The following is a 22,099-nucleotide window of genomic DNA, read 5'->3' on the forward strand; positions in this document are numbered from 1 at the left end:
AGGAATTTTTTAAATTCACCATTTCATGAATTTTTTTGAATGGTGAAATAGAGATATTCATGATTTGATGAATAGGGTCGTAAAAATTTCTTTTTAGATTGTTTGAGGCTTTAAATGGAGAGATTTAGAAATACTTTTTTAGTATGAAGTTATGTCTTTAAGATACTAGGACATTTATCTGGTTCTTCGATAAGATGAGATAAAACCCAAATGTGTTTAATGGATTAAAACAGATCACTCATGGCTCGAGTAAAATACGATACAACGGGACGATACGCAGATCATCCGCAAGAAATTCACGATTTGCTGTCTAAATTGCACTTTGATACTGCCCACGGCCAAATCTGGTTTGATGAATATCGGATGCTGCTTTTACACACCAGCATTATGGGATATTTGCGTAAAGACTTAGCGCACATGATTGGGCTTGAACGGACCAAGCGTTTTTTTATTCGTTTAGGTTATCAAGCTGGGTTAAAAGATGCAGAAGTTACTACAAAAATGCGTCCCGATTTAAATGAACACGATGCTTTTATGGCGGGTCCACAAATGCACGCCATTCGTGGAATGGTGCAAGTACAGGCCAACCAGCTCAATTTAAGCCACGATAAAAAACAGTTTTATGCCGATTTAAATTGGCTCAATTCTTTTGAAGCCGATGTGCATTTAGAGCATTTTGGCCCAAGTGATGAACCTGCGTGCTGGATGCTTCTGGGTTATGCGTGCGGCTACAGTAGTTTTGCGACGGGCATGACCATTATTTATCAAGAAATAGAGTGTAAAGCTTGCGGCGATGAGCATTGCCGTATTATTGGTAAGCCTTTAGAAGAGTGGGAAAATGCTGATGAACTGATTCAGTTCATGTCTCCCGAACCTATGGAAAAAGAACTGATTGCGTTGCAGGCTGAACTTTTTGAACTTAAAAAATCAATTTATAGCGACAGTGAAGCCGATTACCAATTATTTAGTTCTGTGGGTAAGTCAGCATCTTATAAACAGGTCTGTGCATTATTAACAAAAGCAGCAGGTTCGAAAGTTTCTATTTTGCTACAAGGTGAAACCGGCGTTGGTAAAGAAGCTTTTGCTCGAGGAGTTCATGCAAATAGCCAAAGAAAAGACCAACCTTTTATTGCAGTAAACTGTGCAGCGATTCCACCAGAGTTAATTGAGTCTGAATTATTCGGGGTAGAAAAAGGTGCTTATACAGGAGCGCATCAATCTCGCTTGGGGAAGTTTGAACGAGCCAATGGTGGTACAATTTTTTTAGATGAAGTGATTGAGCTTTCTCCTCGTGCACAAGCAGCACTATTACGCATTTTGCAGGAAGGTGAATTTGAGCGAGTAGGAGATTCACAGACACGTATTTTAGATGTTCGTGTAATTACAGCAACCAATGAAGATCTTGAGCAGGCTGTAAAAACAGGGCGATTTCGGGCAGATTTATATTATCGCTTAAATATTTTCCCAGTGCAGATTCCGCCTTTGCGAGAGCGCCGTGAAGATATTCCTTTACTGGTTGAACATTTTCTTCGTCGCTTTGAAAAAATGTACGGCAAAACCATTCAGGGCGTAAGTGAAAAGACCAAAGTTTTTATGCAGCAATATGAATGGCCGGGAAATATTCGTGAGTTGGAAAACTTATTAGAAAGGGCGGTTTTATTAACGGACGATCAGCAACTGATTAAGTTAAATGCCATTTTTCCACAGATCAAGCATGACCCAGAGCAGGTGGTGACTGTGGAAACTGACTTTGAGCAATTATTAAAGGCAGAGTTTAATTTAGAAGAACACGAAAAGCAGTTAATTTTAACAGCTTTAAAAAAGGCAAATCATAATGTGTCTGAAGCGGCACGTTTATTAGGGCTAACTCGGGCAGCACTGGATTATCGAATTAAAAAATTTCAGCTTTGAGTCAATATCAACACGCTCAAAAATAAAGGCCTAACTTTAAACGTTAGGCCTTATTCATTATTGCACTTTCGCTGGGAAACCATCTTCTTCAAGCGCTTCGGTAATTTTATCGACGCTTTCACTGCTTTCAACAGTCACGATTTTGGTCGCTAAGTCTACATCTACTTTTGCATTTGGATCGACATCTTGAATCGTTGCAGTCACGCCACGAGCGCAGCCACCACAAGTCATATTTTCAATAAGTAGTTTCATGTTCATACTCCATCAAGAATGAGATGTTTGTTTGGATAACACTGAGTCTAAACCTTGTCATGATTGTAAGGTCAATACTAATTTTTTAAAAAAATATGCTTGACCTTCCCATGATGGGAATCTGTATGCTCAATACAGAATATTAAATTTTGCAAATTTGCAGAGGTGTTTGATGGACTCAAAAAACACAAAATTGCCACCATATAGTGAAACACTTCCAATCGAAGGCATGACCTGTGCCTCGTGTGTAGGTCGTGTCGAAAAAGCACTTAAGAAAGTTGAAAATGTAGAGATTGCTAACGTTAATTTGGCAACAGAAAAAGCCGTTGTTTATTCAAATCAACCGATTCAGCGCGAAGCACTAGTTAAAGCAGTTGAACGAGCAGGTTATGAAGTTCCAAAAGCTGCGCCAGTGGAGTTGTCTATTGAGGGCATGACCTGTGCATCTTGTGTTGCACGTGTTGAAAAAGCCCTTAAAAAAGTAGACGGCGTTCAAGAAGCCACGGTCAACTTAGCAACAGAGCAGGCTTGGGTACAAGCAGATGCATCAGTTAATGTTGAAGACTTAATTCGCGCTGTTAAAAAAGCAGGTTACGACGCTAAAGCATCTGAAAAAAATCAAGATGAGCAACTCGATAAAAAAGCGTCAGAGTTAGATCAGCTAAAAAAAGATTTGATCATTTCGATTGTGTTGGCCTTACCTGTGTTTATTTTGGAAATGGGTTCACATCTCATTCCAGCTTTTCACATGTGGATCATGGACACGATTGGTCAATACAACAGCTGGCTTTTACAGTTTGCTTTGACTACATTAGTGCTCGTTTTTCCAGGTCGTCGTTTTTACCAAAAAGGAATTCCAGCCTTATTGCGTTTAGCGCCAGATATGAACTCGCTAGTGGCTGTTGGAACTTTGGCTGCCTACAGTTTCTCAGTTGTAGCAACCTTTATGCCGCATGTGTTACCACAAGGCACGGTCAATGTTTACTTTGAAGCAGCTGCCGTTATTGTCAGTTTAATTTTACTCGGGCGATATTTTGAAGCCAAAGCTAAAGGACGTACTTCGCAAGCGATTCAACATTTGGTAGGAATGCAGCCTAAAACAGCCCGTATTCAACGTGACGGTCAAGTGGTTGAAGTTGCTGTTGCTGAAGTGGTCAGTGGAACTATCGTAGAAATTCGTCCGGGTGAACGTGTGCCAGTCGATGGTGAAGTGGTTGAAGGGCACAGCTACATTGATGAATCTATGATTACGGGTGAACCTGTCCCAGTCGAAAAAGTAGTGGGACAACAGGTGGTCGGTGGTACGGTCAATCAAAACGGAACACTGAACATTCGGGCAACCGCAGTGGGTAGCTCATCTGTACTTTCACAAATTATTCGCATGGTTGAACAAGCCCAAGGTTCTAAACTTCCGATTCAGGGTTTGGTCGATAAAGTCACTATGTGGTTTGTACCTGTAGTGATGTTAATTGCTGCAATTACTTTCTTGGTTTGGTTTATTTGGGGACCAGAGCCTGCGCTCACTTTTGGTCTGGTGAATGCTGTTGCGGTACTAATTATTGCGTGTCCTTGTGCGATGGGACTTGCAACACCAACTTCTATTATGGTCGGTACTGGACGTGGTGCTGAGTTAGGTGTCTTGTTCCGTAAAGGTGAAGCTTTGCAGCTTTTACAAGAAGTGCAGGTCGTTGCAGTTGATAAAACGGGTACACTCACCGAAGGCAAACCGACACTGACTGACTTTAATGTGCAACAGGGCTTTGAACGCAAACAAGTGCTGACTTTAGTTGCCTCAGTCGAAGCCAAGTCTGAACATCCGATTGCACTCGCGATTGTTCAAGCAGCAGAAAGTGAAGGCCTAAACTTATTACCAGTAACAGCATTTAATTCGATTACAGGCTCAGGTATTGAAGCGGAAGTTTTAGGTCAAAAAGTACAAATTGGCGCAGATCGTTATATGCATCAACTTGGTTTAGACACCAACTCATTCCAAGCGATTGCTGCTCAATTGGGTGAAGAAGGCAAAACACTGCTTTATGTTGCTATCGATCAGCAACTTGCTGCAATTATTGCCGTGGCAGATCCAATTAAAGAAACAACCTATGCTGCGATTGAGGCCTTGCATCAATTAGGTCTCAAGGTTGCCATGATTACAGGAGATAACCGTCATACGGCGCAGGCGATTGCTAAAAAGCTGAACATTGATGAAGTTGTGGCAGAGGTTTTACCCGAAGGCAAAGTGGACACAGTTCGCCAACTGCAAAAACAATATGGTCGTTTGGCCTTTGTAGGTGATGGTATTAACGATGCACCAGCCTTGGCGCAAGCAGATGTCGGTTTAGCCATTGGTACAGGAACAGATGTTGCCATTGAAGCTGCAGATGTGGTGCTGATGTCAGGTAGTTTAAAAGGCGTACCGAATGCAATTGCATTAAGTAAAGCCACCATGCGAAACATACGTCAAAACCTGTTTTGGGCATTTGTATATAACGTAGCCCTAATTCCAATTGCAGCAGGTGCGCTATATCCAGCATTTGGCGTTTTACTCTCGCCAATGTTTGCAGCAGGTGCAATGGCACTTTCTTCGGTTTTTGTTTTAGGTAATGCATTACGCTTAAAACGCTTTCATGCGCCAGTACAGTAAGCGTGCTGAAAATCAACTTTTGGTTTAAGATCATGACAGCAGGTCTTAAACCAAATTTAGTATTTGAGGTGTGAGATGAATATCGGTCAGGCATCCAAACATTCGGGCATTTCGGCGAAAATGATTCGCTACTATGAAGAAATCGGTTTACTTGAAGCAGCTCAGCGTTCTGCTTCTGGCTATCGCATTTATTCAGAAACAGACCTTAAAACTTTAAACTTTTTAAAGCATGCTCGAGAGTTAGGTTTTTCATCCGAACAGATGAAAGAACTCATTTCGCTTTGGAAAAACACAGATCGGCATAGTGCAGAAGTGAAAGCCCTAACTGTAAAACATATTGCCGAGTTAAAACAAAAAATCGCTCATCTACAAGAGATGGTTAATATCTTGCAGGCTTCAGCCGATGATTGCTGTGGTAACCAACAAGCTTCTTGTGCCATTTTAGATCACATAGAAAAAGGTGTGGGTGTAAGCTAAAAATTATAAAAATAAAAAGGAAAAATGATGACTTATACAGCTTCTTGTCTTTGCAATGGCGTTCAACTCAACATTAATGCTGAATTAAATCCCATTATGGTTTGTCACTGTAAGCAATGCCAAAAAGCACAAGGAGCTGCTTTTGCAGCTATTACACAGATACAAAAAAGTGATTTAAACATTGTGCAGGGTGAAAATCTTTTACAGGCCTACTTTGCTTCTCCAAACAAGAAGAGAGTGTTCTGTAAAACTTGCGGTTCACCGATCTGGAGTGAACGTCTAGATAAGCCAGAAGTGGTACGCCTGAGGGTCGGACTTATTAATGAAGAAATATCGACACCAGTCATCTCTCATGCTTTTGTCAATTCACAAGTGAAGTGGTATCCAATTTGTGATGACGCTCGCCAATATCCAAATGGGGTAGAAAACCCTTAAATATTAAGGATAGATCGTATTTTGTTCATTTGTAAAAAAACGTGAACAAGACTAGTCATGAATAAATAATGTGCTATAACTGTACCTAAGGTAATCGTAATATCTCCTCGATCCACAGGGAAACTTGGGACAGGGCAAAAGATACGATAAGACCTTACATATAGCTAGCAAAGAGCAAACAAGAGTTGGATAGACACAACGCTTACATTGCTCACCGTTGCAGAAAAGCCCGTGAAACGGGCTTTTTTAATGCCTGTAAAAAAGCTATTTCTTATTTGGAAATATCTTATACTTTTAAACTATTTATGAAAAAGTAATGTAAAAATAATAAAATATTTCAAATATACAGACTTTTCTGTATTGCAATTTATTTTTATTAAGGGTACATTTGGTTAACGGTTTAAAGTTCAAGTTTAATAATGAACTCATGGTCGTTGTGGGAGATCTAAGAGCCTGCATTTTCCCCAAGATGCGGGTTTTTTTTATGCCTGTAAAAAAGTAAAAATTGTAATCAGCTTAAATAAAAAATATCTAATTTACTGTTATCTAAAATATTTTAATGAGCCTACGATCTAAAGATTGCGTAGGCTTAAAGTTGTGAATACCACTTAGGAACGATATGCCAGACAAGCTTGTGCGCAAGCAAGACATGCTTTAGCACAAACTTGGCAGTGTTCGTGGTCATGTTTACTGCATTCTGCTGCACAAAGTTGACAAGCGTTCGCACAAAGTTGCATGGCTGATTCTGCTAGTTCAGAGTTTCTGAGTTCTAAAGACGTACAAAGTTGGCAGGTTTCTACACATGTCATGCAATGCTTAATACATTCACGCATCATACTTACATGTTCTTCTTGCAAACATGCTGCTGCACATGTTTTGCAGGCAATCATACATTCAATGCAGGCTTGAATTGAGGTAGAGGTATTACAAAATAAAGAAGAGTTGGTTTCTTGTTGAGTTTCCATAAAAGTTCTCCTGTCGAAGACTATTATTAAAAAACAGAATATTGTTATCTCTTTTTATTTTATAAAATCATTTGTTTGCTAGGTGAGTTTGAAATGAAAGGTCTACAAACGCTCAATAGGGTTTAACCTCGTATAAGAATGTTACATCTAGCTAATTCAGTTATAAATTTCAAAACTACTTGCCTAGTATTAGATTTAAAATTTGATTCGATATAATACTTTTGGCTAATTTCTTATTGTGTGAAAATTGTGCAAATTATCAGTGTGAACTTTAAGGGCACACGAAATGGAAAACGTTAATCAATTTGCTCACGGAGCTGAGCATGAAGTCCACATACATTGCAAACGATCATTAAGCACTTTAATACTGAGTATGCTCGTATTAATTACAACAGGTCGTTAAAAGAAAAAGCACCTAAGGGTGCTTTTTCTATATGAGTTTAAAGTAAATACCTTCACTTAAGAGTCTATAAAGCCACGCCGTTTTTTGTAGGCTTTACGGTCATAAGAAGGGATATTTGATTGCTGGAGATCAATCGCGAGTTGTTTCTTGCGTTGAAACTGAACTTCATTTAAAAGAGCAGCATAAATTTTGGGACGATCAGTTTTAAACTTTTCTACATCCAACGGAATCGTATCTTCATTCTTAACAATGTACAGCACAGAGCCATTGCCATTCGTTTCGTAAACCGTCCAACCAACTCGTACAATGTAGAGTCCGGTTTTCTGATTCTTACCTAAATAAGATTTAAAACCATCTGGATGAGGGCGAACATAAGCATTCATCATGCATCCTCCATCATCTGATTTATTTGATGAAAGCGACAATCAAAGAATTGATGGGGAACGGGACATCATATTCAGTAAAATCACGATTTCTAGTTGTTTATATATTGATCATTTTTCAAATTTCAAGTCAGTAAAAAAGCGTTTATTAAATAAGCTGAATAAGAACTAAATATTAAAAATAACGGCTTATTTTTCTGTAAAAAAAAGCTTGATTTAATTGTTTAGTGAGCAGAAAAAATAGTGCTTATTCTATGTTTCTGTGATCGATTTTGCATATTTAAAATTATTGAAATAGTAAGTGAATTTGTAGTCAGGTGGGGTTAACTGTTTGTTTTAAAATTAAAAAAATAAAATTCAATATTTCTTGTTACAACCATTATGTCGACAATAGATATTCCTTTTTGACATATTTCGCCTAGCATAACTAAAGAGTTCGTTGCCTATGGTGTCATTTATGTTTATTGGACTTGTGGTCACCATTTTGTTGACTCCAGGCCCAACAAATACATTGTTAGCCTCGGCTGGAATACAAGCAGGGGTGAAGCAGTCTCTTAAACTTATTCCTGCTGAAGTGATGGGTTATCTCATTGCAATTACTTCATGGGGTGTTTTGCTTGAGTCAGTTTCACATTTTATCCCTTGGCTTCCTGCCTTATTAAAGTTAATAAGTGCAACTTTTATTCTCTACCTTGCATTTAAACTTTGGATAACATCAACAAACGACATCAAATTAGACAACCCACTGATTACGCCTAAGGCTTTATTTGTTGCAACACTTTTAAATCCTAAAGCTTTACTCTTTGCTTCTGCTATTTTTCCACATGCAGCATGGGAAGTGCTTCACGTTTATTTTGTGCATATTGCTATTTTTTTATCATTAATTACACCCATTGCATTTTTATGGATTGCTTTTGGAACCGTATTAATTTCAAACAAAGTAACTTGGTTAAACCAACGTAATTTACAACGTACGGCTGCATTTATTTTAACTTTTTTTGCGATGCCAATCGGCTATTCTGCGATTAGCTCATTTTAAACTTAACCCTTTATTTATATTAAAAAATTTATTTTTCAGGAGATTTTCATGACAAGATTAAAAGTAATTATCAAGGACCAGTTTGATAAAGAATCAATTGCTTTGGCAAAAGTTAGACCCATGAATGACCATGCGCTTGAGCTTCATAAAAGCGTTGAACATATTGAAATTAATGACGATATTATTTTGCCCAATATGGATTTGCTCTATGAAAACCCTAAAGACGGCAAAATTTATCAGTTAATTGGTCCATTCAGTGAGGAATAACTCTTAAATTAAATTTAACAATAACCATGAGTAAAGTTTGTGTTTTGTATGGTCTTAATAGAAGTCATTTAGTTAAGAGATGGGGAAAATTAAGCCAAACTAACGTATAGACACAATTAAAATATTGAACATCTAAAATGGTTATGGGACTATGCCTGTGTAAAAATGTGACCTAATCCACATTTTTGCATTTCAGGATTAAGTGGATTTCACTAAGCCCATTCCTTCAATGAGAAGTAGGAGTGGGCTTTTTTTATTCTTTAAATGTCTCATCTAGAGCTTGTTGAACGGCTTCAATACGTGACTTGCATGCTTTATAAGCCGTAATAGATTCTTCAACAATTTTCATTAAATTATCGATATCCGGGCTTTCTTGAGACTCTAATAATTCGGCATTTTTCTTCAAAATGTCATGACCATCTTTAAATGTTAATTCTTCATTTTTCATTTGGAATTACCTGCGTAATGTTGGCTTCAACCACACCATCTTGCATCTCAATAGCAAGGGCGGGGCTTGAAATTTGGTGTATAGAGCGAATCGCTTTTCCTTCTGATCTAACAATTGCATAGCCCTTGGCCTGAACCTGTTTCGGGTTTTGCAAAAGAATTTCTTTCATCAAAGATTCGATTTGGGCTAATGAGAATTTAACTTGTTGCTGTGAGCTAAACTGAATACGTTCTTTCATCTGGTCAAGCAAACGATGTGCCGAGCTAAGTTGACTCTGTGCGGATGACTTAATGTGATGAAGCAGTTGATCATTTTTGCTTTGATAGGTCGTGATTTGATGTTGAGAAAGTAGCTTAATCGTTTGTAGGCTATCTACAGCTTCTTGTACGCGTTCAACAATGTGGTTGCGAATACCAGCAATCACTTTACTTGGTGTGTCAAACGAACGGTGTGCAATCTCATCTAAGATAGTACGGTCTTTTTCATGACCAATTCCCACCCAAATCGGTACACTGCGTTTGCAGAGCAGGGCGGCAAGCTCATAATCATTTAAATAAGCCAAGTCATTGACAGCACCTCCACCACGAATAATCACAATCAAATCTGGTGGAAATGTAAATGTGCTGGCCCATTGTCTTAAACCTGAACCTAAAGATTCAATCAAACTGGTTGCAGCCGTGTTTCCTTGAAAAGTAGCGGTGTGATACACAAAATGGCAAACCCCATTTCGCTCAAGTGCATCTGCATCTTTTTTAAAGTCACCAAGGCCGGCAGCATTTTGAGGGGCAATGACTAAAACATTTTGAATATCAAAAGGAGTGGGGAGAAGTTTATTTTTATGAATTAAACCTTCTTGAGTAAGGCGTTCAATAATTTGCTGATAACGTTTAGCAATTTCACCCAATGTAAAACTTGAGTCAATTTCTTCAATGTTGACTGAAAATCCATATTGAGGATCAAAACGTGCTCTAATTTTGATGAGCACATTTAAGTCGCTAGAAATCTCAATCCCAGTTTCACGTTCAAACTTTAAAACAATTTTACTCGCTGAAAATTTCCAGATCGTGGCTTTACAGCTGGCAATGACTTTATCCGTCTCTGCATCTTTTTCTGCGAGTTCTAAATAGTAATGACCGCCCTTAATATTTAAATTTCGAATTTCTGCTTTTACCCAAACTGGCTCATCAAAAGCCACACGTATGACTTCCTGAACTGTGCCGAGATATTCACTAAGGGAAAACTGAGGTTCAGACATACGAACTAAAAATTAAAGGGCCAAACTAGATAGTATAAAAGCCATCCAACCAAGGCAATTGTTGTCTATGAATATCGGGTTCTATTTAAAATAAATACAACAAATTAAAGAATTAAAAATTGAAATTGATAAGTGAATTTAGACTGAACGGTTAAAATGAAAAAATAATAAAAAGAGAATTGTTAATAATTACAACCGATTAAAAAATAAAGTTTGCTTTATAAAATATATGAGCGTATAAAGCTTACTTCCAATTGCGGGGTGGAGCAGTCTGGTAGCTCGTCGGGCTCATAACCCGAAGGTCGTTGGTTCAAATCCGACTCCCGCATCCAAAAATATTATGCTCTGTGATGTACCACTTTTCATAATACGAAAATTATGAAAAGCAATTAGCTTATAAATAACCCTATATAAAGCTAAATATTAAATTCTAGACGAACTGTCCATACCCTAAATCTAGCGTTCTAATTACATACCGTAAAATCACATGAGCTCAGTGATGAGTGAATGATTGTGAATATAGTAAATGAGTGGCACATTGCCACAGCCGTAAATGGCAACGAAATTAATGTGAGGATTGTTCCTCATGTGCGTAAACAAAACTCTCTCGATGGATATCGTTGGGTCGAAGTTGGTAAAAAAATTCAACTTCAATCTGGTGAAGAAATTGAGTTAAACCAAGATGGTAAAAGCTTCTATGCCGGGTTTAATCAACTTTATCGTTTAAATACATATTGTTGATAAAACCATGGTAATAAAGCGAGAAAACCTATCTCTTTTAAAGGAGATAGGTTTTTTTATGTCTACAAGTTATATAAATAATTAAAGTTATAAAAGGCTGAAATGATTAAAAAAGCTCGTATTATTATTTTAATTATATTTAATAACTAAATTAGCCTGCCCGCCAAAACTGGCGACCCATAACCTTAAAGTTTTTACCGTTCTCTTCTGTTACACGTCGGTCTCTAAATTTTTCATTTAAGCTATGCAAAATTAAAGAGCCATCTGCCTCTTTAAAAATCTGTTTAATCATTCCTTCGCCAGCAAAGTAAACCGCATAAATCTCGCCATCAATGACTTCTGTTTGAGAGATATCAATACCCACCAAATCTCCGTCTTTAATGTAGTCGGTCATGCTATCGCCTTTAGCTTTAATAATACGCATGCATTCTTGAGCAACGCGTTTTTCTTTAAAGAATGAAGCAGGGAATGGAATTTTTCCATTAATAGCATCAAAGTGAAATTCAATAGATTCACCTGTCCCGCAAGAAAAGTTAGCTTCTACAACTTCAATCCAGACATATTGATCGGTAGATTCTGCACTTACTACAGTCGGGCTAAATACATCACTTTCTCTAAAAGAATCTTCAGTATTGCCAGTCGTTAACCAATAACCATCCACTCCTAAAAATTGAGCAATTAAAGGAAGAAATGCAGATTTTAAATTTTTCCCTGACTCTAAAGCCTGATAGGCAGGTTGCGACATCTTTACAGCTTCTGCCACTTCAGCCTGAGTTTTTTTGGCTTTAATTCTAGAGTCTTTTAAACGGTCTTTAAGAGCCATAATGGTTACACCAGTAAACTTATAACAAATATATAACTTAAGTTATATAGAGTAAAACAACTATAGTTATTGACTAATAATAACTATAGTTATAATATCAATTATATCTCAAGATGAATAGAGAAAATTTAAGTGGTGCTTAAGTCACTATTTATCGCTTTATCAAAGCTTTGAGATGGAAGCTAAATTTATTTTGTTTCTACAGGTGGCAGAATAAAAGGGAGATAGCTCAATTATTATTTGCAAATAGGCTATCAAAACAAAAATTGGAATAAAAAAAAGCCCGATTCCGTGGATCAGGCTTAATGTTCGTCGATAAAGGGTATCAAGAACATGAAGAATTTAACAAAGATTGTGAGACCTAACAAAAGTTTCCGATATACGGCAAAGCCTTATATGAACTTTTTGGTCAAAAAATTAAGGCGTGTAAAAAGCTTAAATCCACAAAATTTAATACTTTTTTACATTTTTAGAAAAGGAAATATTTGTTTATAAATTAATGTCTTAAAAGTAATTTGTTTGGTTCTTTAAGCTTGTTGTACTCGTTGAAACGTTTCGAACACATATTTGAAGCCATAGCTTAGCTATATTGCTCAAAGAATGTATCAAAACCTCAAGAATAACAAACGATAAAGACGCCTTATTAACGAGTAAGTTGAGTTGGAGATAGTGAATGACTACAGTAATGCAGAACAGAGCTAAACAACTTAAAAATGCAAAACGTGGAGGGTATATCCCAACAATTGCCATAGACGTAAACAAATATAAGGTACAAAAAATAAAAAGGGCACTTGAGGAGGCCAAGCAGATTGTAAATGAGCTTGAAGATGAAGCATTCGAATTCGATGATCAAGTCTCTATGCAAAAAGCGATTGGTGCAATCACAGTCATTGAGTTGATTGAACAAGCCTTAAACGGTGCACACTAACAGGCTTTAGCATACAAACATTTTTTCTCGGGCCCCTGAAATAAATGGGGTCAAGGATAAGTTCGTCTTGCAATTTAGCGCAGCTTTAAAGCGTTAGTGTTTTTTATTGACTGTAATAAAGAAAACGAAGGGTATTAATAAACATTGAAAACCGCAAGCTGGTCAACGTGATGAGTTTTTAAGTTTTACCCTTTAGCGCAGGACAAAGTCATGGAAACATTTTCTAGCAGTGGGTTAGCCACATTTTTAAATTTTTATAGTATTGCAATTATGGTGGCTCTGGCAGTCAGCTTAGTTGTCGCAGTCGTATTAATGATGCGTTTTCCTCGTTCTCCACAAGAATGGATTGTTGCCCTCATCTGTACAGTAGTTTCAAGCCTTACAGGTGGTTCATTCATTATTATGAAATGGAACCTGCATGAATGGGTATCCGATATTTGGGGAATGATCACCCTATCTGGATTCTTCTTTATCTGTGGTTTACCGGGCTGGGCTATTGTGAGATGGATATTTAACTTCATCAATAAACAAGAAGGTAAAACGATTGTAGAGGTTATCAAAGACCTAAAAAAAGCAAAAGATGATCTTCAAAATAGCTAAAGACAGCTTTAAATATAAAGGTAGAATAAAATGAATATTGACCAATACTTAGAAACAGTTATCAGCCGAGAAGGCGGATATGTTAACCATCCATCAGATCATGGCCATGCGACTAAATTTGGCATTACAGAGGCAGTCGCTCGATCGAACGGATATCAAGGCAATATGCAAGACTTGCCATTAAGCGTCGCCAAATCTATTTATAAGCAAAAATATTGGCTTGAACCCCAGTTTGACCAAATTAATGCGATTAGCCCAGCTATTGCAGAAGAGTTACTGGATACAGCTATAAATTGTGGCGTCAATTTTACAAAGCCTTTATTACAACGTGCTTTAAATCTGCTGAATAAGCAGGGGAAGGAAGGTTGGCCAAATCTTGTGGTAGATGGTCAGTACGGACCTCTTACTTTGCAAGCACTAGCTACGTACTTAAAAAGACGTAATAAAGAGGGAGAAAAAGTATTCGTGCGTATTTTAAATATTATGCAAGGGCAGCATTATATTCAAATTACCGAGAACAACCCTAACTATGAAGATTTCTTTTACGGTTGGATATTAAACAGAGTAACACTCTAAAAATGTATTAGAAGAAAGCATGTTTAAAGATCTAATGAGATAAAAAGCCTAACCATGAGTTAAGGCTTTTTAACAAATAATAGATCGAGCAATGCTTTATTGTGCGATAAGTAAAATGGCAAGTAGAAAGAAAATAGCGCCACTAATTTTATTGAGCATCGAGAAATTATTTCCAGCTAACATTTTCTCTTTAAAAATTGAAGAGAAGTTTGCGTAAATTAAATGAATTAAAAAACCAATAAAACAGAAGGTTAAAGAAAGAATTAAAAATTGATTTAAAATCTCTTTCTTGATATCAATAAATTGAGGGAAGAGTGCGATAAAAAATACGATTGTTTTAGGATTAAGCAAAGATGCGAATAGACCCTGATAAAACAATTTAGATTTACTTACAGCTTTATCGGTGTGTTGATCGGTCATTAACTCTTGGGTTGCAAGTTTTTTAGTGAAGTTTTTATATCCGAGATACATTAAATAAAATGCACCAATAAACTTTAAAACCGTAAAAATAGTAGGGTTACTGGTAATAATAAGTCCTACACCGCTGGCAGAAATTACAGCAATCACAAACATACCAATAATTAAACCACTTATTCCAAACAAAGCAGTTTTAACACCATAGTTAATTGAATTTGTGACAGTAAATAAAACTCCCGGTCCTGGGCTTAATAGGGTAAGAAATGCTATAGTTATAAATACTAAAAGACCGCTCACGCTGATATATCCTATTTATCAATTGAGGCAAGATTGTGCGGTTACTTTAAATGAGAAAATAATCGGTGTATACAGAAGGTTATGTATATTTAAGCCTTAAATAGATTAAATATTTAAAATATAGATTTTTATAAATAGGTCAGGAAAGTAAAACTATAAAAGTGAAAGCAACATAAACACACAACCTTAAAAATTGAGCGTGTTAGTATGCTAAGTCTATACCTCAAGAAATCTATAATATGACGAAAAATGAACGGCAGTTTAAATCTGGCGAGTTTCAATTTTCCTTTTTATCTTTTAAATATTGGGGTATATGGTTCTTAGCTTTTATTTTGATGTTATTCGCGATGTTACCTTGGGCTATTCAATGGCGCCTCGCTAATTTTTTATCAAAAATAGCATGGATATCTTTAGGTTCGAGAAGAAAAACAACGCTACGTAATTTACAGGCATGTTTTCCTGAAAAAACACCTCTACAGATTGAAACAAAGGCTAAGCAAGTTTTCGTCGACACCTTAACTGGTGTGTTTGAAGCCCTAAACGCATGGTACTGCCCAAACTGGTTTAAAAGCCGTGTCCACATAGATGGATTAGAGAACTTAACCAATAATCAGGAAAATGGCGTACTTTTATTAGGTCCCCATAGTACGCTTTTAGATGCAGGTGGGGCAGCGTGTACTTTATTTTTTAATATGGATGTGGTTTACCGACCACAAAATAATCCATTTTTAGATTTTTTGATTCATCGTAGTCGGGCTCGAGTGTATAAAAATCAGATTGCTCGAGACAACATGCGTGGACTCATACAAAACCTTAAGCATGGCCATGCGATATGGTATAGCCCAGATCAGGATTTTGGCTTAAAACAAGGCGTAATGGCATCATTTTTCGGTATTCAGGCCGCTACAGTTACAGCCCATCGCAGACTAATGGATATCTCAAAAGCAGCGGCAGTTCCTTTATATTTTTATCGAAGCGGTAACATTCGTAATCCGCAATATCATGTTTTAGTAGAGCCAAAATTGGACAACTTCCCAAGTGGCTGTGAAGTCAGTGATGCTGAAAGGGTAAACAAAATTATTGAGAACCAAATTCGTATTGCCCCAACACAATACATGTGGTTTCACCGACGCTTTAAGACACGTCCTGCTGGTGAACAGAAATTCTATTAATGTGTAAATAATTAAATGTATTTCTTTCAATTAAAATATATAGTTTTTAATTGAAAGATCTTTAATTAAATCAATATGAAAGATGTAGAACCAGCAGTATAGAATTTTTCTTGCTTTAATTATTTTGAATATCGATTGCAAATGATTTTGAAGCGTGTATAGTCGAGCATAACTAACAAAATATTCTTGTCATCATAAATTTCTTTTTCGCAGTTTTATTTATAAGTCTTCGGTTCATTCAGATATTTAAGTTTTCACGTCTATTTTTTAGTTAAATTGGTTTCCCCAATAATAAGTTATAATATTTTAAGATTTAGGATAAATATATGTCTACTACTACTGGTACAGTAAAATGGTTCAATGAAACTAAAGGTTTTGGTTTTATTGCAGCTGATGAAGGTAAAGATATTTTTGCTCATTTTACCGATATTCAAACACAAGGTTTTAAAGTTCTCTTGGAAGGTCAACGTGTTGAGTTTACTGTAGTACAGGGTAAAAAAGGCCCACAAGCTTCAAATATTGTGATTCTTCAGAATTCATAACTTCATAGAGCGACTAGAGTTGTTTTAAACATATTATTTAAATAGAATATGTTTAAAGCTAAAGTGCTTTGATAGAGTTTAAGAAAACCCACTATATGTTGTGGGTTTTTTATAAGTTTTAATTAAACTTATCTTTAAAATAAAAAGCAGAATAAAAATACGCTCTTAAAAGCACTTCTAAATTTTTTGTTAAAATATAAGTAATTAGGTGTATGGTGCTAAAATGGATATTTGTATTGGCGGCATTTTTGACGGTCAAAAAATAGAAAATCACAATGATTTTTTTAAGATAGAAGAGCATTACTCTGATAACAGTTCGAAGTATGTAAAACAACATTTTCACTTATTTGGAAAAATTTTTACTTTCTGGGTCTGTGATGAGATTGATCTGCAACAGGCAATCAGAAAAGCTGAGAGAATTTTAGCGAATAAGAAAGAAACTCTTTAGTTGTTTGAACTAGAACACTTCCGTGCCTTAATTTGGTTTAAAGATTTTCTTATTAAGTAATAGATATTCTTTATATAAGCTTAATAGAATTATTTACAATACTATTGTATATGTTACACAGCTTAACATTTTTTTTGTGGTATTTACTAACAATAGTAATACATTAGGCTTAAGCTAAAGTTGTTTTATTTATTGCGCAAATAAAACAAAACCCATTTTAATAATTTATATTATTAAAGTGGGTTCTTTATTCAGACGGTCATCATTAATTCAATATTCATAATTAAATTATAGATAATATTTCTTTTTATAAGCCTCTCTTAAGAAAGGAAAACATTTTAAATGTTAAGTGCAGTACAACCTAGTATTTGTTTCATTGGAAGTAGTAATTTAGCTTTGGCGTTAATAGGAGGATTAGTTTTAAAAGGATTTCAAAAAGAAAAAATACATTTGATTGAAGAGAAAAAAATTAATGATACAAATATTTTAAATCAAAAAGAAAATGGTTTAAAAAAAGCTGAAATTGTGGTGTTGTTATTAGATCCTAAACAGTTAAAAGAGACACTTATTCCCCTCAAAAAAGCGTTAGCAAATAAAATAATTGTTTCTATGATGGCAGGGATTGATATTGCTAACTTGAATCGTTTTACTGGTTCGAAAAAAATTGTTCGTGTAATTTCAAATCCTCCTGTACTTACGCATACAGGTACGCATGTGCTTATTGCGTCAGAGCAAATGGACCAGCTTGATAAAGACTTAATCGAAATGCTCTATTCTGCAACGGGGCAGACTTTTTGGGCGCCGTCTGAAACTCAGACAGACGCAATTATTGCTTTATCTGGTTCGGGACCGGCTTATTTTTTCTATATTTTAGATAGCATGATAAAGACAGGGGTTTCTTTAGGACTTGATAAACAATTTGCTCTAGATTTAGCACTCCAAGCGGCTAGTGGGGCAGTTGAAATGGTCCGTAAAAGTAATGTCCCGCCAGCGGATCTGTGTGGCAAGGTGACCTTGGCTAACGGGATTACCGAATCAGCACTCAGAATGTTTGAACTAGGAAATGTATCTGATGATATACGTTTAGCCATGAAGGCCGCATATCATCGTAGTAAAGAAATCACTTCAGAAATTATTACTGAGGTGAGTTAAGTATTCTTTAGCAAACTAGGCCTTTAAAAAGTATTCCCAAATAACGAAGCCTAAGCCAAACCCAATAAACGAGTAGAGAGTAATAATAAAGAATACAAAACTGGCCTTATTTTTTTTCTTCAAAATGTTCATGGCGATGCCTCCAATTCAGATTAATTACATTTTGAAGAAGTGAAGGCTGTAATCATAGATACAGAATTTTTTAAAAAAAATATAACAGAGCTATCATCTGTTATATTTTCTAGGCTTTTCCTTAATAAAGATTTTAAAATCAATAAATTAAAGATTTAACTGTCAGCGTTTAACCTTTTTATTCAATTAGCATTAAATCGGCTGTATTAGCAGATTTGAGAGGGCGTAGAGCAAAGGTCGAACGGGTGTGGCGTATTCCTTTAATTGAATAAAGTTTTTTTCTTAAAAATCGTTCGTAATGGTCAGCATCTTTGACTGCTACTTTAACAAGATAATCATAGTCCCCTGTGACGAGATGCGCTTCCACTACTTCAGGTATATCTGCTAATGCTTCACTGAAATTTTCTAGCATTTCGTCATCATGACGCTCTAAAGTAATTTCAATAAAAAAGACTTCATGAATGCCAATCGCTTTTTGGTTTACGTTTACCGTATATCCTTCAATAATTTTTAAAGTTTCCAGACGTTTCAGTCGAGTCCAGCATGGAGAAGATGAAAGACCTACTTCTTCGGCCAGTTGAGCAACGGTTAAACGGCCATTTCCACGTAATGCAGATAAAATTTTTCGATCTATACGATCTAGTGTGTATTCTGTTCTGTTCAAAATATAAACCAAAGAAGAATCTTCTGATAAAAATTAATATACTTCATTTTTATGCTGTGAATGTTTAAAAATTTTAAAAAATACAGGAAACATTTTGAGTCAAAGGTACATACACTATTTCTATGCATCGAACCTTTCTGGATAGAGGTTGGGATGGAGCAAAGAGCACTGTTTCAGTAAGGGTGACTAAACAGTGCTCTTTGCGGATTTCTTATTAATCTTTAAATCTATTTTTATTAACTGGCATGACATATCAAAAAACAAATCAAATAATAACTTTTATTTATCAATTGAAGAAAAACTAATCATTATTTTTTATCTAACTTTTCCTTTAATGTAATTCCATTACAAAGGAGGAGCAAGGTTATGATCACCCAGCATGATATAAATCAAAAACAATATCAAAATAAATCTCTCGACTATTTAAATAGCCAAGCTCATTCTGAAGGCATTGAATTCAATAAATTTATTAATGAAATTCAGAAAATTGAAAAGGCCGTAGTCCTTGATTTAGGCTGTGGTGGTGGGCATGTTTCCTACAATGTTGCTCCACATGCCGACCTTGTATTTGCTTACGATTTATCTCATGAAATGTTAGACACCGTGTCTAAGACGGCGAGCCAACGCAAATTAAAAAATATCTTTGTGCAGCAGGGCATTGCTGAAGATATGCCTTTTAGTGATCAGCAGTTTGATGTGGTTATTAGCCGATATTCTGCGCATCATTGGCAACATGTTCCGACTGCCATGAAAGAAGTAAACCGCGTGCTTAAGCCAGATGGCATTGTTATTTTTGTAGACATTATCAGTTCTAGTTCACCCATATTAGATACGTTTTTGCAGACGATCGAAACGATTCGAGACCCAAGCCATGTACGAAACTATAGTGTGAAAGAGTGGGTCTATTTTATTGAAGATGCAGGCTTTGATTTGGTGGGTTTAGATAAACAAACGCTTGCGTTAGACTTTGATAGTTGGGTAAAGCGCATGAAAACGCCTGAAGATCAAATCAAAACTTTACGTTATTTGCAGGAAGGTTCATCTGACTTTGTTAAGAAGTATTTTAAAATCCAAAATGACGGTAGCTTTGAAAGCCATGTGGGCTATTTTGTCTTCAAGAAATTAGGATTTTAAAGCGCTGAAATGAGTAAGGGTTTTAGTAGATTAGAAATGGATTAAATATCACTAAAACTCTTTTCTTGAATAACTCGAATAATATTAAAGATGGTTATAAAACAAATTTAATATCATTCACTTGATAAAAATTAATCACCCAATTTTATTAAGGTGATTAAGTATTCAAAAGAGAGGATGGTTATCCAATTTTCTTTATTATTAATAGACACTTATAAATAATTATTATTTAATACGCCCGCAATATTATCACTAATACTTTTAATAACTTTGTCGGGGAAATAATGCGTAATATTTTAGTAACGATTTTCACTTTATTCTTAGCCACATCAATTTATGCTGCTCAAGAGTCTAGAAATCTTCTAGAGCAAACTCAGTGTGAGAAAGCAGTGGAACTGCATGGTTTTTTAAGCCGTGCTCAGCTTGATTGTAATTATCACTATTATTCAGAAGAGTTAAAGGATGCTGCCGCAAAATGTACTAAACATGACCTTGGTGAAAAATACGGTAGAGAGGTTATGAAATTTGGTATGAAGGAATTTGAAGAGCGCAAGAAAGCGGATACACAGGGTCACTTTTGCCATAAGGTTTTAAAAGAGTTCCCAAAATATATAAAACAATAAAAAATAAGTTTTTAAAACCCGATTCTAGAAAGCCGATAAAATGGATTTAATTATTCATTTTATCGGTGTATCAATTGATCTAGTCTGCAAATTAAAATTCCTCTTAAATAAATAGAACTAATAAATTAATAGAGATATATTTTTAAAAGTATATTCTTATTTTTAACACTAAAAAGAGCTTAGAAGGCGAAAATTATGACTATAAAGGAAGTTGCAAGTCCAATTGACTTAAGAGAAGCTGCTGATGCTCTAGAGTGGGCTGAAGAAGTAAATATGAAGCGTCCTTGGAGATACGAGTTTTTTAGCATGTATGTGGCTGAGATTAAGTCACTCAATATAAAAAAACCTAAAATTCTTGAGATAGGTGCTGGTCCAGGCTATTTAGCAAAAATTTTATTAGAAAATATAGAGTTTGCAGAATATACAGCTTTAGATTTTTCAGAAGCTATGCATGAGTTGTCTAGAAAAAATTTAGGATTACTCTCGAATAAGGCTAACTACTTAACCGCAAATTTTAAAGACAATGGTTGGTATGATGTATGCCAACAAGAAACTTACGATGTCGTTATCATTCATCAAGCTTTACATGAGTTAAGACATAAAGATTTTGCTAAAGGTTTTCACATACAAGTTAGAAATCATCTATTAAATGAAAACTCTTTATATATTGTCACCGATCATATCGTCAAAGATGAGGAAGGGATGAAAAATAAAGACTTATATATGACAATTGATGAGCATATACATACATTTTCTTTAGCTGGTTTTAAGAATATTCAATTATTAAAAGAAAAGAATGTATTATGTTCTTTTAAAGTTTCTTAAGCTGCTTTCAACAATTATTTAATTTTATAAACAAAAGCTTTAGTAATGGATTAGTAAATATTTTACTTATATTTTTAAAGCTTTATTTGTAGCCAATATCACATTGACACCTAAAACCCCTCCGATTATCCTTTGCCTGCTGGCCACATTGCCAGTCGGCTTTGACAGGCCGCATACCCAAAGCACACGAAAAAGTCTCTCTTTTTTGTGGGCATCCCTGCGTGCCCCCTCTGCGGCGGAATGATCTGACCCCATAAAGTTGGACAGTTAGTTAAGCAGTTTTTAAAAACTGGTTTCTATATTGTACAGGGGATAAACCTTGTAGCTTCACCTTGATTCTCTCATGATTATAATAATGAATGTACTCTCGTATAGTTTTCTCTAACTCATCAGTTGATTGAAATTTTTCACCATGAAAGCACTCCGATTTTAATATTCCAAAGAAGCTTTCTATTACAGCATTATCTAAGCAATTTCCTTTACGAGACATACTTTGAATTAAACCATGTTGCTTTAATTGCTGTTGATAATGAGCCATTTGATATT

Annotated in this window: 27 protein-coding genes and 1 tRNA gene; 18 read left to right on the plus strand and 10 right to left on the minus strand. The window is 35.7% G+C overall.

The features are described 5' to 3' along the window. Positions 1-240 precede the first annotated feature (240 nt). The gene (gene mobR / locus J690_RS20100) at positions 241-1,911 is read left to right on the plus strand and encodes a phenol degradation transcriptional regulator MobR (protein WP_032037873.1); all 1,671 of its coding nucleotides are present in this window, start codon (positions 241-243) and stop codon (positions 1,909-1,911) included. Positions 1,912-1,968: 57 nt separating this feature from the next. Here the strand turns inward: mobR and J690_RS20105 are convergent, their stop codons facing one another. Next, on the minus strand, positions 1,969-2,169 hold the full coding sequence (locus J690_RS20105) for a heavy-metal-associated domain-containing protein (protein ID WP_001985155.1): 201 nt from the start codon (positions 2,167-2,169) through the stop codon (positions 1,969-1,971). A gap of 166 nt (positions 2,170-2,335) precedes the next feature. Between J690_RS20105 and J690_RS20110 the strand changes: the two genes are divergently transcribed. The 3 genes from J690_RS20110 to J690_RS20120 all read left to right on the plus strand — a co-directional run bounded on the left by J690_RS20110 (position 2,336) and on the right by J690_RS20120 (position 5,719). Then, the gene (locus J690_RS20110) at positions 2,336-4,807 is read left to right on the plus strand and encodes a heavy metal translocating P-type ATPase (protein WP_032037876.1); all 2,472 of its coding nucleotides are present in this window, start codon (positions 2,336-2,338) and stop codon (positions 4,805-4,807) included. Positions 4,808-4,882: 75 nt separating this feature from the next. Next, positions 4,883-5,284, plus strand: a complete 402-nt coding sequence (cueR, locus tag J690_RS20115) for a Cu(I)-responsive transcriptional regulator (protein ID WP_005070253.1) — start codon at positions 4,883-4,885, stop codon at positions 5,282-5,284. A 27-nt stretch (positions 5,285-5,311) separates the two neighbouring features. After that, positions 5,312-5,719 carry a GFA family protein gene (locus tag J690_RS20120; protein ID WP_032037879.1) on the plus strand — a complete coding sequence of 136 codons (408 nt, stop codon included), beginning with the start codon at positions 5,312-5,314 and terminating at the stop codon, positions 5,717-5,719. Between the two features lie 608 nt (positions 5,720-6,327). Here the strand turns inward: J690_RS20120 and J690_RS20125 are convergent. Together J690_RS20125 and J690_RS20130 are read right to left on the minus strand one after the other, a co-directional pair. Further along, complete coding sequence (locus tag J690_RS20125; protein WP_017403103.1) at positions 6,328-6,684, minus strand: four-helix bundle copper-binding protein; 357 nt, start codon at positions 6,682-6,684, stop codon at positions 6,328-6,330. 459 nt (positions 6,685-7,143) lie between these two features. Further along, complete coding sequence (locus tag J690_RS20130; protein WP_032037882.1) at positions 7,144-7,473, minus strand: hypothetical protein; 330 nt, start codon at positions 7,471-7,473, stop codon at positions 7,144-7,146. A gap of 442 nt (positions 7,474-7,915) precedes the next feature. On the opposite strand from J690_RS20130, the gene J690_RS20135 reads away from it, so the two are divergent. Beyond that, positions 7,916-8,509, plus strand: coding sequence for a LysE family translocator (locus J690_RS20135; RefSeq protein ID WP_005076893.1), 594 nt, complete (start codon positions 7,916-7,918; stop codon positions 8,507-8,509). 48 nt (positions 8,510-8,557) lie between these two features. After that, complete coding sequence (locus tag J690_RS20140; protein WP_016141649.1) at positions 8,558-8,776, plus strand: hypothetical protein; 219 nt, start codon at positions 8,558-8,560, stop codon at positions 8,774-8,776. 253 nt (positions 8,777-9,029) lie between these two features. Here the strand turns inward: J690_RS20140 and xseB are convergent, their stop codons facing one another. Both xseB and xseA read right to left on the minus strand, forming a co-directional pair. Beyond that, positions 9,030-9,224, minus strand: a complete 195-nt coding sequence (gene xseB / locus J690_RS20145) for an exodeoxyribonuclease VII small subunit (RefSeq protein WP_002119890.1) — start codon at positions 9,222-9,224, stop codon at positions 9,030-9,032. Beyond that, entirely contained in the window at positions 9,214-10,479 is a 1,266-nt protein-coding gene (gene xseA, locus J690_RS20150) for an exodeoxyribonuclease VII large subunit (protein WP_032037885.1), read from the minus strand. Before xseA ends, xseB begins: the two co-directional genes overlap by 11 nt. A 255-nt stretch (positions 10,480-10,734) precedes the next feature. Between xseA and J690_RS20155 the strand changes: the two genes are divergently transcribed. Both J690_RS20155 and J690_RS0104700 read left to right on the plus strand, forming a co-directional pair. Further along, positions 10,735-10,811, plus strand: a tRNA-Met gene (locus J690_RS20155). A 175-nt stretch (positions 10,812-10,986) separates the two neighbouring features. After that, positions 10,987-11,220: a hypothetical protein gene (locus tag J690_RS0104700; RefSeq protein WP_002119938.1), complete on the plus strand. Its 234-nt coding sequence runs from the start codon at positions 10,987-10,989 to the stop codon at positions 11,218-11,220. Positions 11,221-11,371: 151 nt separating this feature from the next. On the opposite strand, the gene J690_RS20160 is transcribed toward J690_RS0104700, so the two are convergent. Next, complete coding sequence (locus J690_RS20160) at positions 11,372-12,043, minus strand: XRE family transcriptional regulator (protein WP_002119885.1); 672 nt, start codon at positions 12,041-12,043, stop codon at positions 11,372-11,374. Positions 12,044-12,716: 673 nt separating this feature from the next. Between J690_RS20160 and J690_RS20165 the strand changes: the two genes are divergently transcribed. The 3 genes from J690_RS20165 (at position 12,717) to J690_RS20175 (ending at position 14,147) form a co-directional block, all read left to right on the plus strand. Continuing rightward, positions 12,717-12,971, plus strand: coding sequence for a hypothetical protein (locus J690_RS20165; RefSeq protein WP_032037887.1), 255 nt, complete (start codon positions 12,717-12,719; stop codon positions 12,969-12,971). 210 nt (positions 12,972-13,181) lie between these two features. Next, a complete protein-coding gene (locus tag J690_RS20170) occupies positions 13,182-13,571 on the plus strand; it encodes a hypothetical protein (RefSeq protein ID WP_032037890.1) in 390 nt (129 codons plus the stop codon). 30 nt (positions 13,572-13,601) lie between these two features. Continuing rightward, positions 13,602-14,147 (plus strand): glycoside hydrolase family 108 protein, encoded by a 546-nt coding sequence (locus J690_RS20175; RefSeq protein WP_032037893.1) that lies wholly within the window; start codon positions 13,602-13,604, stop codon positions 14,145-14,147. 96 nt (positions 14,148-14,243) lie between these two features. Here J690_RS20175 and J690_RS20180 read toward each other — a convergent pair whose 3' ends face one another. Continuing rightward, positions 14,244-14,861, minus strand: a complete 618-nt coding sequence (locus J690_RS20180) for a LysE family translocator (RefSeq protein ID WP_032037896.1) — start codon at positions 14,859-14,861, stop codon at positions 14,244-14,246. A gap of 239 nt (positions 14,862-15,100) precedes the next feature. On the opposite strand from J690_RS20180, the gene J690_RS20185 reads away from it, so the two are divergent. The 4 genes from J690_RS20185 (at position 15,101) to J690_RS20200 (ending at position 18,175) form a co-directional block, all read left to right on the plus strand. Continuing rightward, positions 15,101-16,033: an LpxL/LpxP family acyltransferase gene (locus tag J690_RS20185; RefSeq protein WP_032037898.1), complete on the plus strand. Its 933-nt coding sequence runs from the start codon at positions 15,101-15,103 to the stop codon at positions 16,031-16,033. A 326-nt stretch (positions 16,034-16,359) separates the two neighbouring features. After that, positions 16,360-16,575 (plus strand): cold-shock protein, encoded by a 216-nt coding sequence (locus tag J690_RS20190; RefSeq protein ID WP_032037901.1) that lies wholly within the window; start codon positions 16,360-16,362, stop codon positions 16,573-16,575. Between the two features lie 223 nt (positions 16,576-16,798). Further along, positions 16,799-17,023 (plus strand): hypothetical protein, encoded by a 225-nt coding sequence (locus J690_RS20195; RefSeq protein ID WP_032037905.1) that lies wholly within the window; start codon positions 16,799-16,801, stop codon positions 17,021-17,023. 342 nt (positions 17,024-17,365) lie between these two features. Continuing rightward, the gene (locus tag J690_RS20200) at positions 17,366-18,175 is read left to right on the plus strand and encodes a pyrroline-5-carboxylate reductase family protein (protein ID WP_032037906.1); all 810 of its coding nucleotides are present in this window, start codon (positions 17,366-17,368) and stop codon (positions 18,173-18,175) included. Positions 18,176-18,190: 15 nt separating this feature from the next. Here the strand turns inward: J690_RS20200 and J690_RS24090 are convergent, their stop codons facing one another. Together J690_RS24090 and J690_RS20205 are read right to left on the minus strand one after the other, a co-directional pair. Continuing rightward, positions 18,191-18,307, minus strand: a complete 117-nt coding sequence (locus tag J690_RS24090; protein WP_002117441.1) for a hypothetical protein — start codon at positions 18,305-18,307, stop codon at positions 18,191-18,193. Between the two features lie 178 nt (positions 18,308-18,485). Next, positions 18,486-18,971, minus strand: a complete 486-nt coding sequence (locus tag J690_RS20205; RefSeq protein WP_031944142.1) for an Lrp/AsnC family transcriptional regulator — start codon at positions 18,969-18,971, stop codon at positions 18,486-18,488. A gap of 366 nt (positions 18,972-19,337) precedes the next feature. Between J690_RS20205 and J690_RS20210 the strand changes: the two genes are divergently transcribed. The 3 genes from J690_RS20210 to J690_RS20220 all read left to right on the plus strand — a co-directional run bounded on the left by J690_RS20210 (position 19,338) and on the right by J690_RS20220 (position 21,553). Next, a complete protein-coding gene (locus tag J690_RS20210) occupies positions 19,338-20,105 on the plus strand; it encodes a class I SAM-dependent methyltransferase (protein ID WP_032037908.1) in 768 nt (255 codons plus the stop codon). A 284-nt stretch (positions 20,106-20,389) separates the two neighbouring features. Continuing rightward, on the plus strand, positions 20,390-20,728 hold the full coding sequence (locus J690_RS20215; protein WP_002117449.1) for a hypothetical protein: 339 nt from the start codon (positions 20,390-20,392) through the stop codon (positions 20,726-20,728). Positions 20,729-20,923: 195 nt separating this feature from the next. Further along, the gene (locus J690_RS20220) at positions 20,924-21,553 is read left to right on the plus strand and encodes a class I SAM-dependent methyltransferase (protein ID WP_032037911.1); all 630 of its coding nucleotides are present in this window, start codon (positions 20,924-20,926) and stop codon (positions 21,551-21,553) included. A gap of 271 nt (positions 21,554-21,824) precedes the next feature. Here J690_RS20220 and J690_RS20225 read toward each other — a convergent pair. Next, positions 21,825-22,099 (minus strand): IS3 family transposase (locus J690_RS20225; protein ID WP_031945046.1); only part of this gene is annotated, 275 nt, incomplete at its 5' end.

Origin of the sequence: Acinetobacter sp. 742879 (genome assembly GCF_000588535.1) — a bacterium.
Classification (GTDB): domain Bacteria; phylum Pseudomonadota; class Gammaproteobacteria; order Pseudomonadales; family Moraxellaceae; genus Acinetobacter; species Acinetobacter pittii.

What these genes read in the sequence shown, in the direction of transcription:
- J690_RS20160 (WP_002119885.1), bottom strand. Translation starts at nt 12,043, where the DNA reads ATGGCTCTTAAAGACCGTTTAAAAGACTCTAGAATTAAAGCCAAAAAA.
- xseB (WP_002119890.1), bottom strand. Translation starts at nt 9,224, where the DNA reads ATGAAAAATGAAGAATTAACATTTAAAGATGGTCATGACATTTTGAAG.
- J690_RS20105 (WP_001985155.1), bottom strand. Translation starts at nt 2,169, where the DNA reads ATGAACATGAAACTACTTATTGAAAATATGACTTGTGGTGGCTGCGCT.
- J690_RS20200 (WP_032037906.1), top strand. Translation starts at nt 17,366, where the DNA reads ATGTTAAGTGCAGTACAACCTAGTATTTGTTTCATTGGAAGTAGTAAT.
- J690_RS20190 (WP_032037901.1), top strand. Translation starts at nt 16,360, where the DNA reads ATGTCTACTACTACTGGTACAGTAAAATGGTTCAATGAAACTAAAGGT.
- J690_RS20125 (WP_017403103.1), bottom strand. Translation starts at nt 6,684, where the DNA reads ATGGAAACTCAACAAGAAACCAACTCTTCTTTATTTTGTAATACCTCT.
- J690_RS0104700 (WP_002119938.1), top strand. Translation starts at nt 10,987, where the DNA reads ATGATTGTGAATATAGTAAATGAGTGGCACATTGCCACAGCCGTAAAT.
- J690_RS20135 (WP_005076893.1), top strand. Translation starts at nt 7,916, where the DNA reads ATGGTGTCATTTATGTTTATTGGACTTGTGGTCACCATTTTGTTGACT.
- J690_RS20120 (WP_032037879.1), top strand. Translation starts at nt 5,312, where the DNA reads ATGACTTATACAGCTTCTTGTCTTTGCAATGGCGTTCAACTCAACATT.
- J690_RS20170 (WP_032037890.1), top strand. Translation starts at nt 13,182, where the DNA reads ATGGAAACATTTTCTAGCAGTGGGTTAGCCACATTTTTAAATTTTTAT.
- J690_RS20185 (WP_032037898.1), top strand. Translation starts at nt 15,101, where the DNA reads ATGACGAAAAATGAACGGCAGTTTAAATCTGGCGAGTTTCAATTTTCC.
- J690_RS20220 (WP_032037911.1), top strand. Translation starts at nt 20,924, where the DNA reads ATGACTATAAAGGAAGTTGCAAGTCCAATTGACTTAAGAGAAGCTGCT.
- xseA (WP_032037885.1), bottom strand. Translation starts at nt 10,479, where the DNA reads ATGTCTGAACCTCAGTTTTCCCTTAGTGAATATCTCGGCACAGTTCAG.
- J690_RS20130 (WP_032037882.1), bottom strand. Translation starts at nt 7,473, where the DNA reads ATGATGAATGCTTATGTTCGCCCTCATCCAGATGGTTTTAAATCTTAT.
- J690_RS24090 (WP_002117441.1), bottom strand. Translation starts at nt 18,307, where the DNA reads ATGAACATTTTGAAGAAAAAAAATAAGGCCAGTTTTGTATTCTTTATT.
- J690_RS20110 (WP_032037876.1), top strand. Translation starts at nt 2,336, where the DNA reads ATGGACTCAAAAAACACAAAATTGCCACCATATAGTGAAACACTTCCA.
- cueR (WP_005070253.1), top strand. Translation starts at nt 4,883, where the DNA reads ATGAATATCGGTCAGGCATCCAAACATTCGGGCATTTCGGCGAAAATG.
- J690_RS20165 (WP_032037887.1), top strand. Translation starts at nt 12,717, where the DNA reads ATGACTACAGTAATGCAGAACAGAGCTAAACAACTTAAAAATGCAAAA.
- J690_RS20215 (WP_002117449.1), top strand. Translation starts at nt 20,390, where the DNA reads ATGCGTAATATTTTAGTAACGATTTTCACTTTATTCTTAGCCACATCA.
- J690_RS20140 (WP_016141649.1), top strand. Translation starts at nt 8,558, where the DNA reads ATGACAAGATTAAAAGTAATTATCAAGGACCAGTTTGATAAAGAATCA.
- mobR (WP_032037873.1), top strand. Translation starts at nt 241, where the DNA reads ATGGCTCGAGTAAAATACGATACAACGGGACGATACGCAGATCATCCG.
- J690_RS20175 (WP_032037893.1), top strand. Translation starts at nt 13,602, where the DNA reads ATGAATATTGACCAATACTTAGAAACAGTTATCAGCCGAGAAGGCGGA.
- J690_RS20210 (WP_032037908.1), top strand. Translation starts at nt 19,338, where the DNA reads ATGATCACCCAGCATGATATAAATCAAAAACAATATCAAAATAAATCT.
- J690_RS20195 (WP_032037905.1), top strand. Translation starts at nt 16,799, where the DNA reads ATGGATATTTGTATTGGCGGCATTTTTGACGGTCAAAAAATAGAAAAT.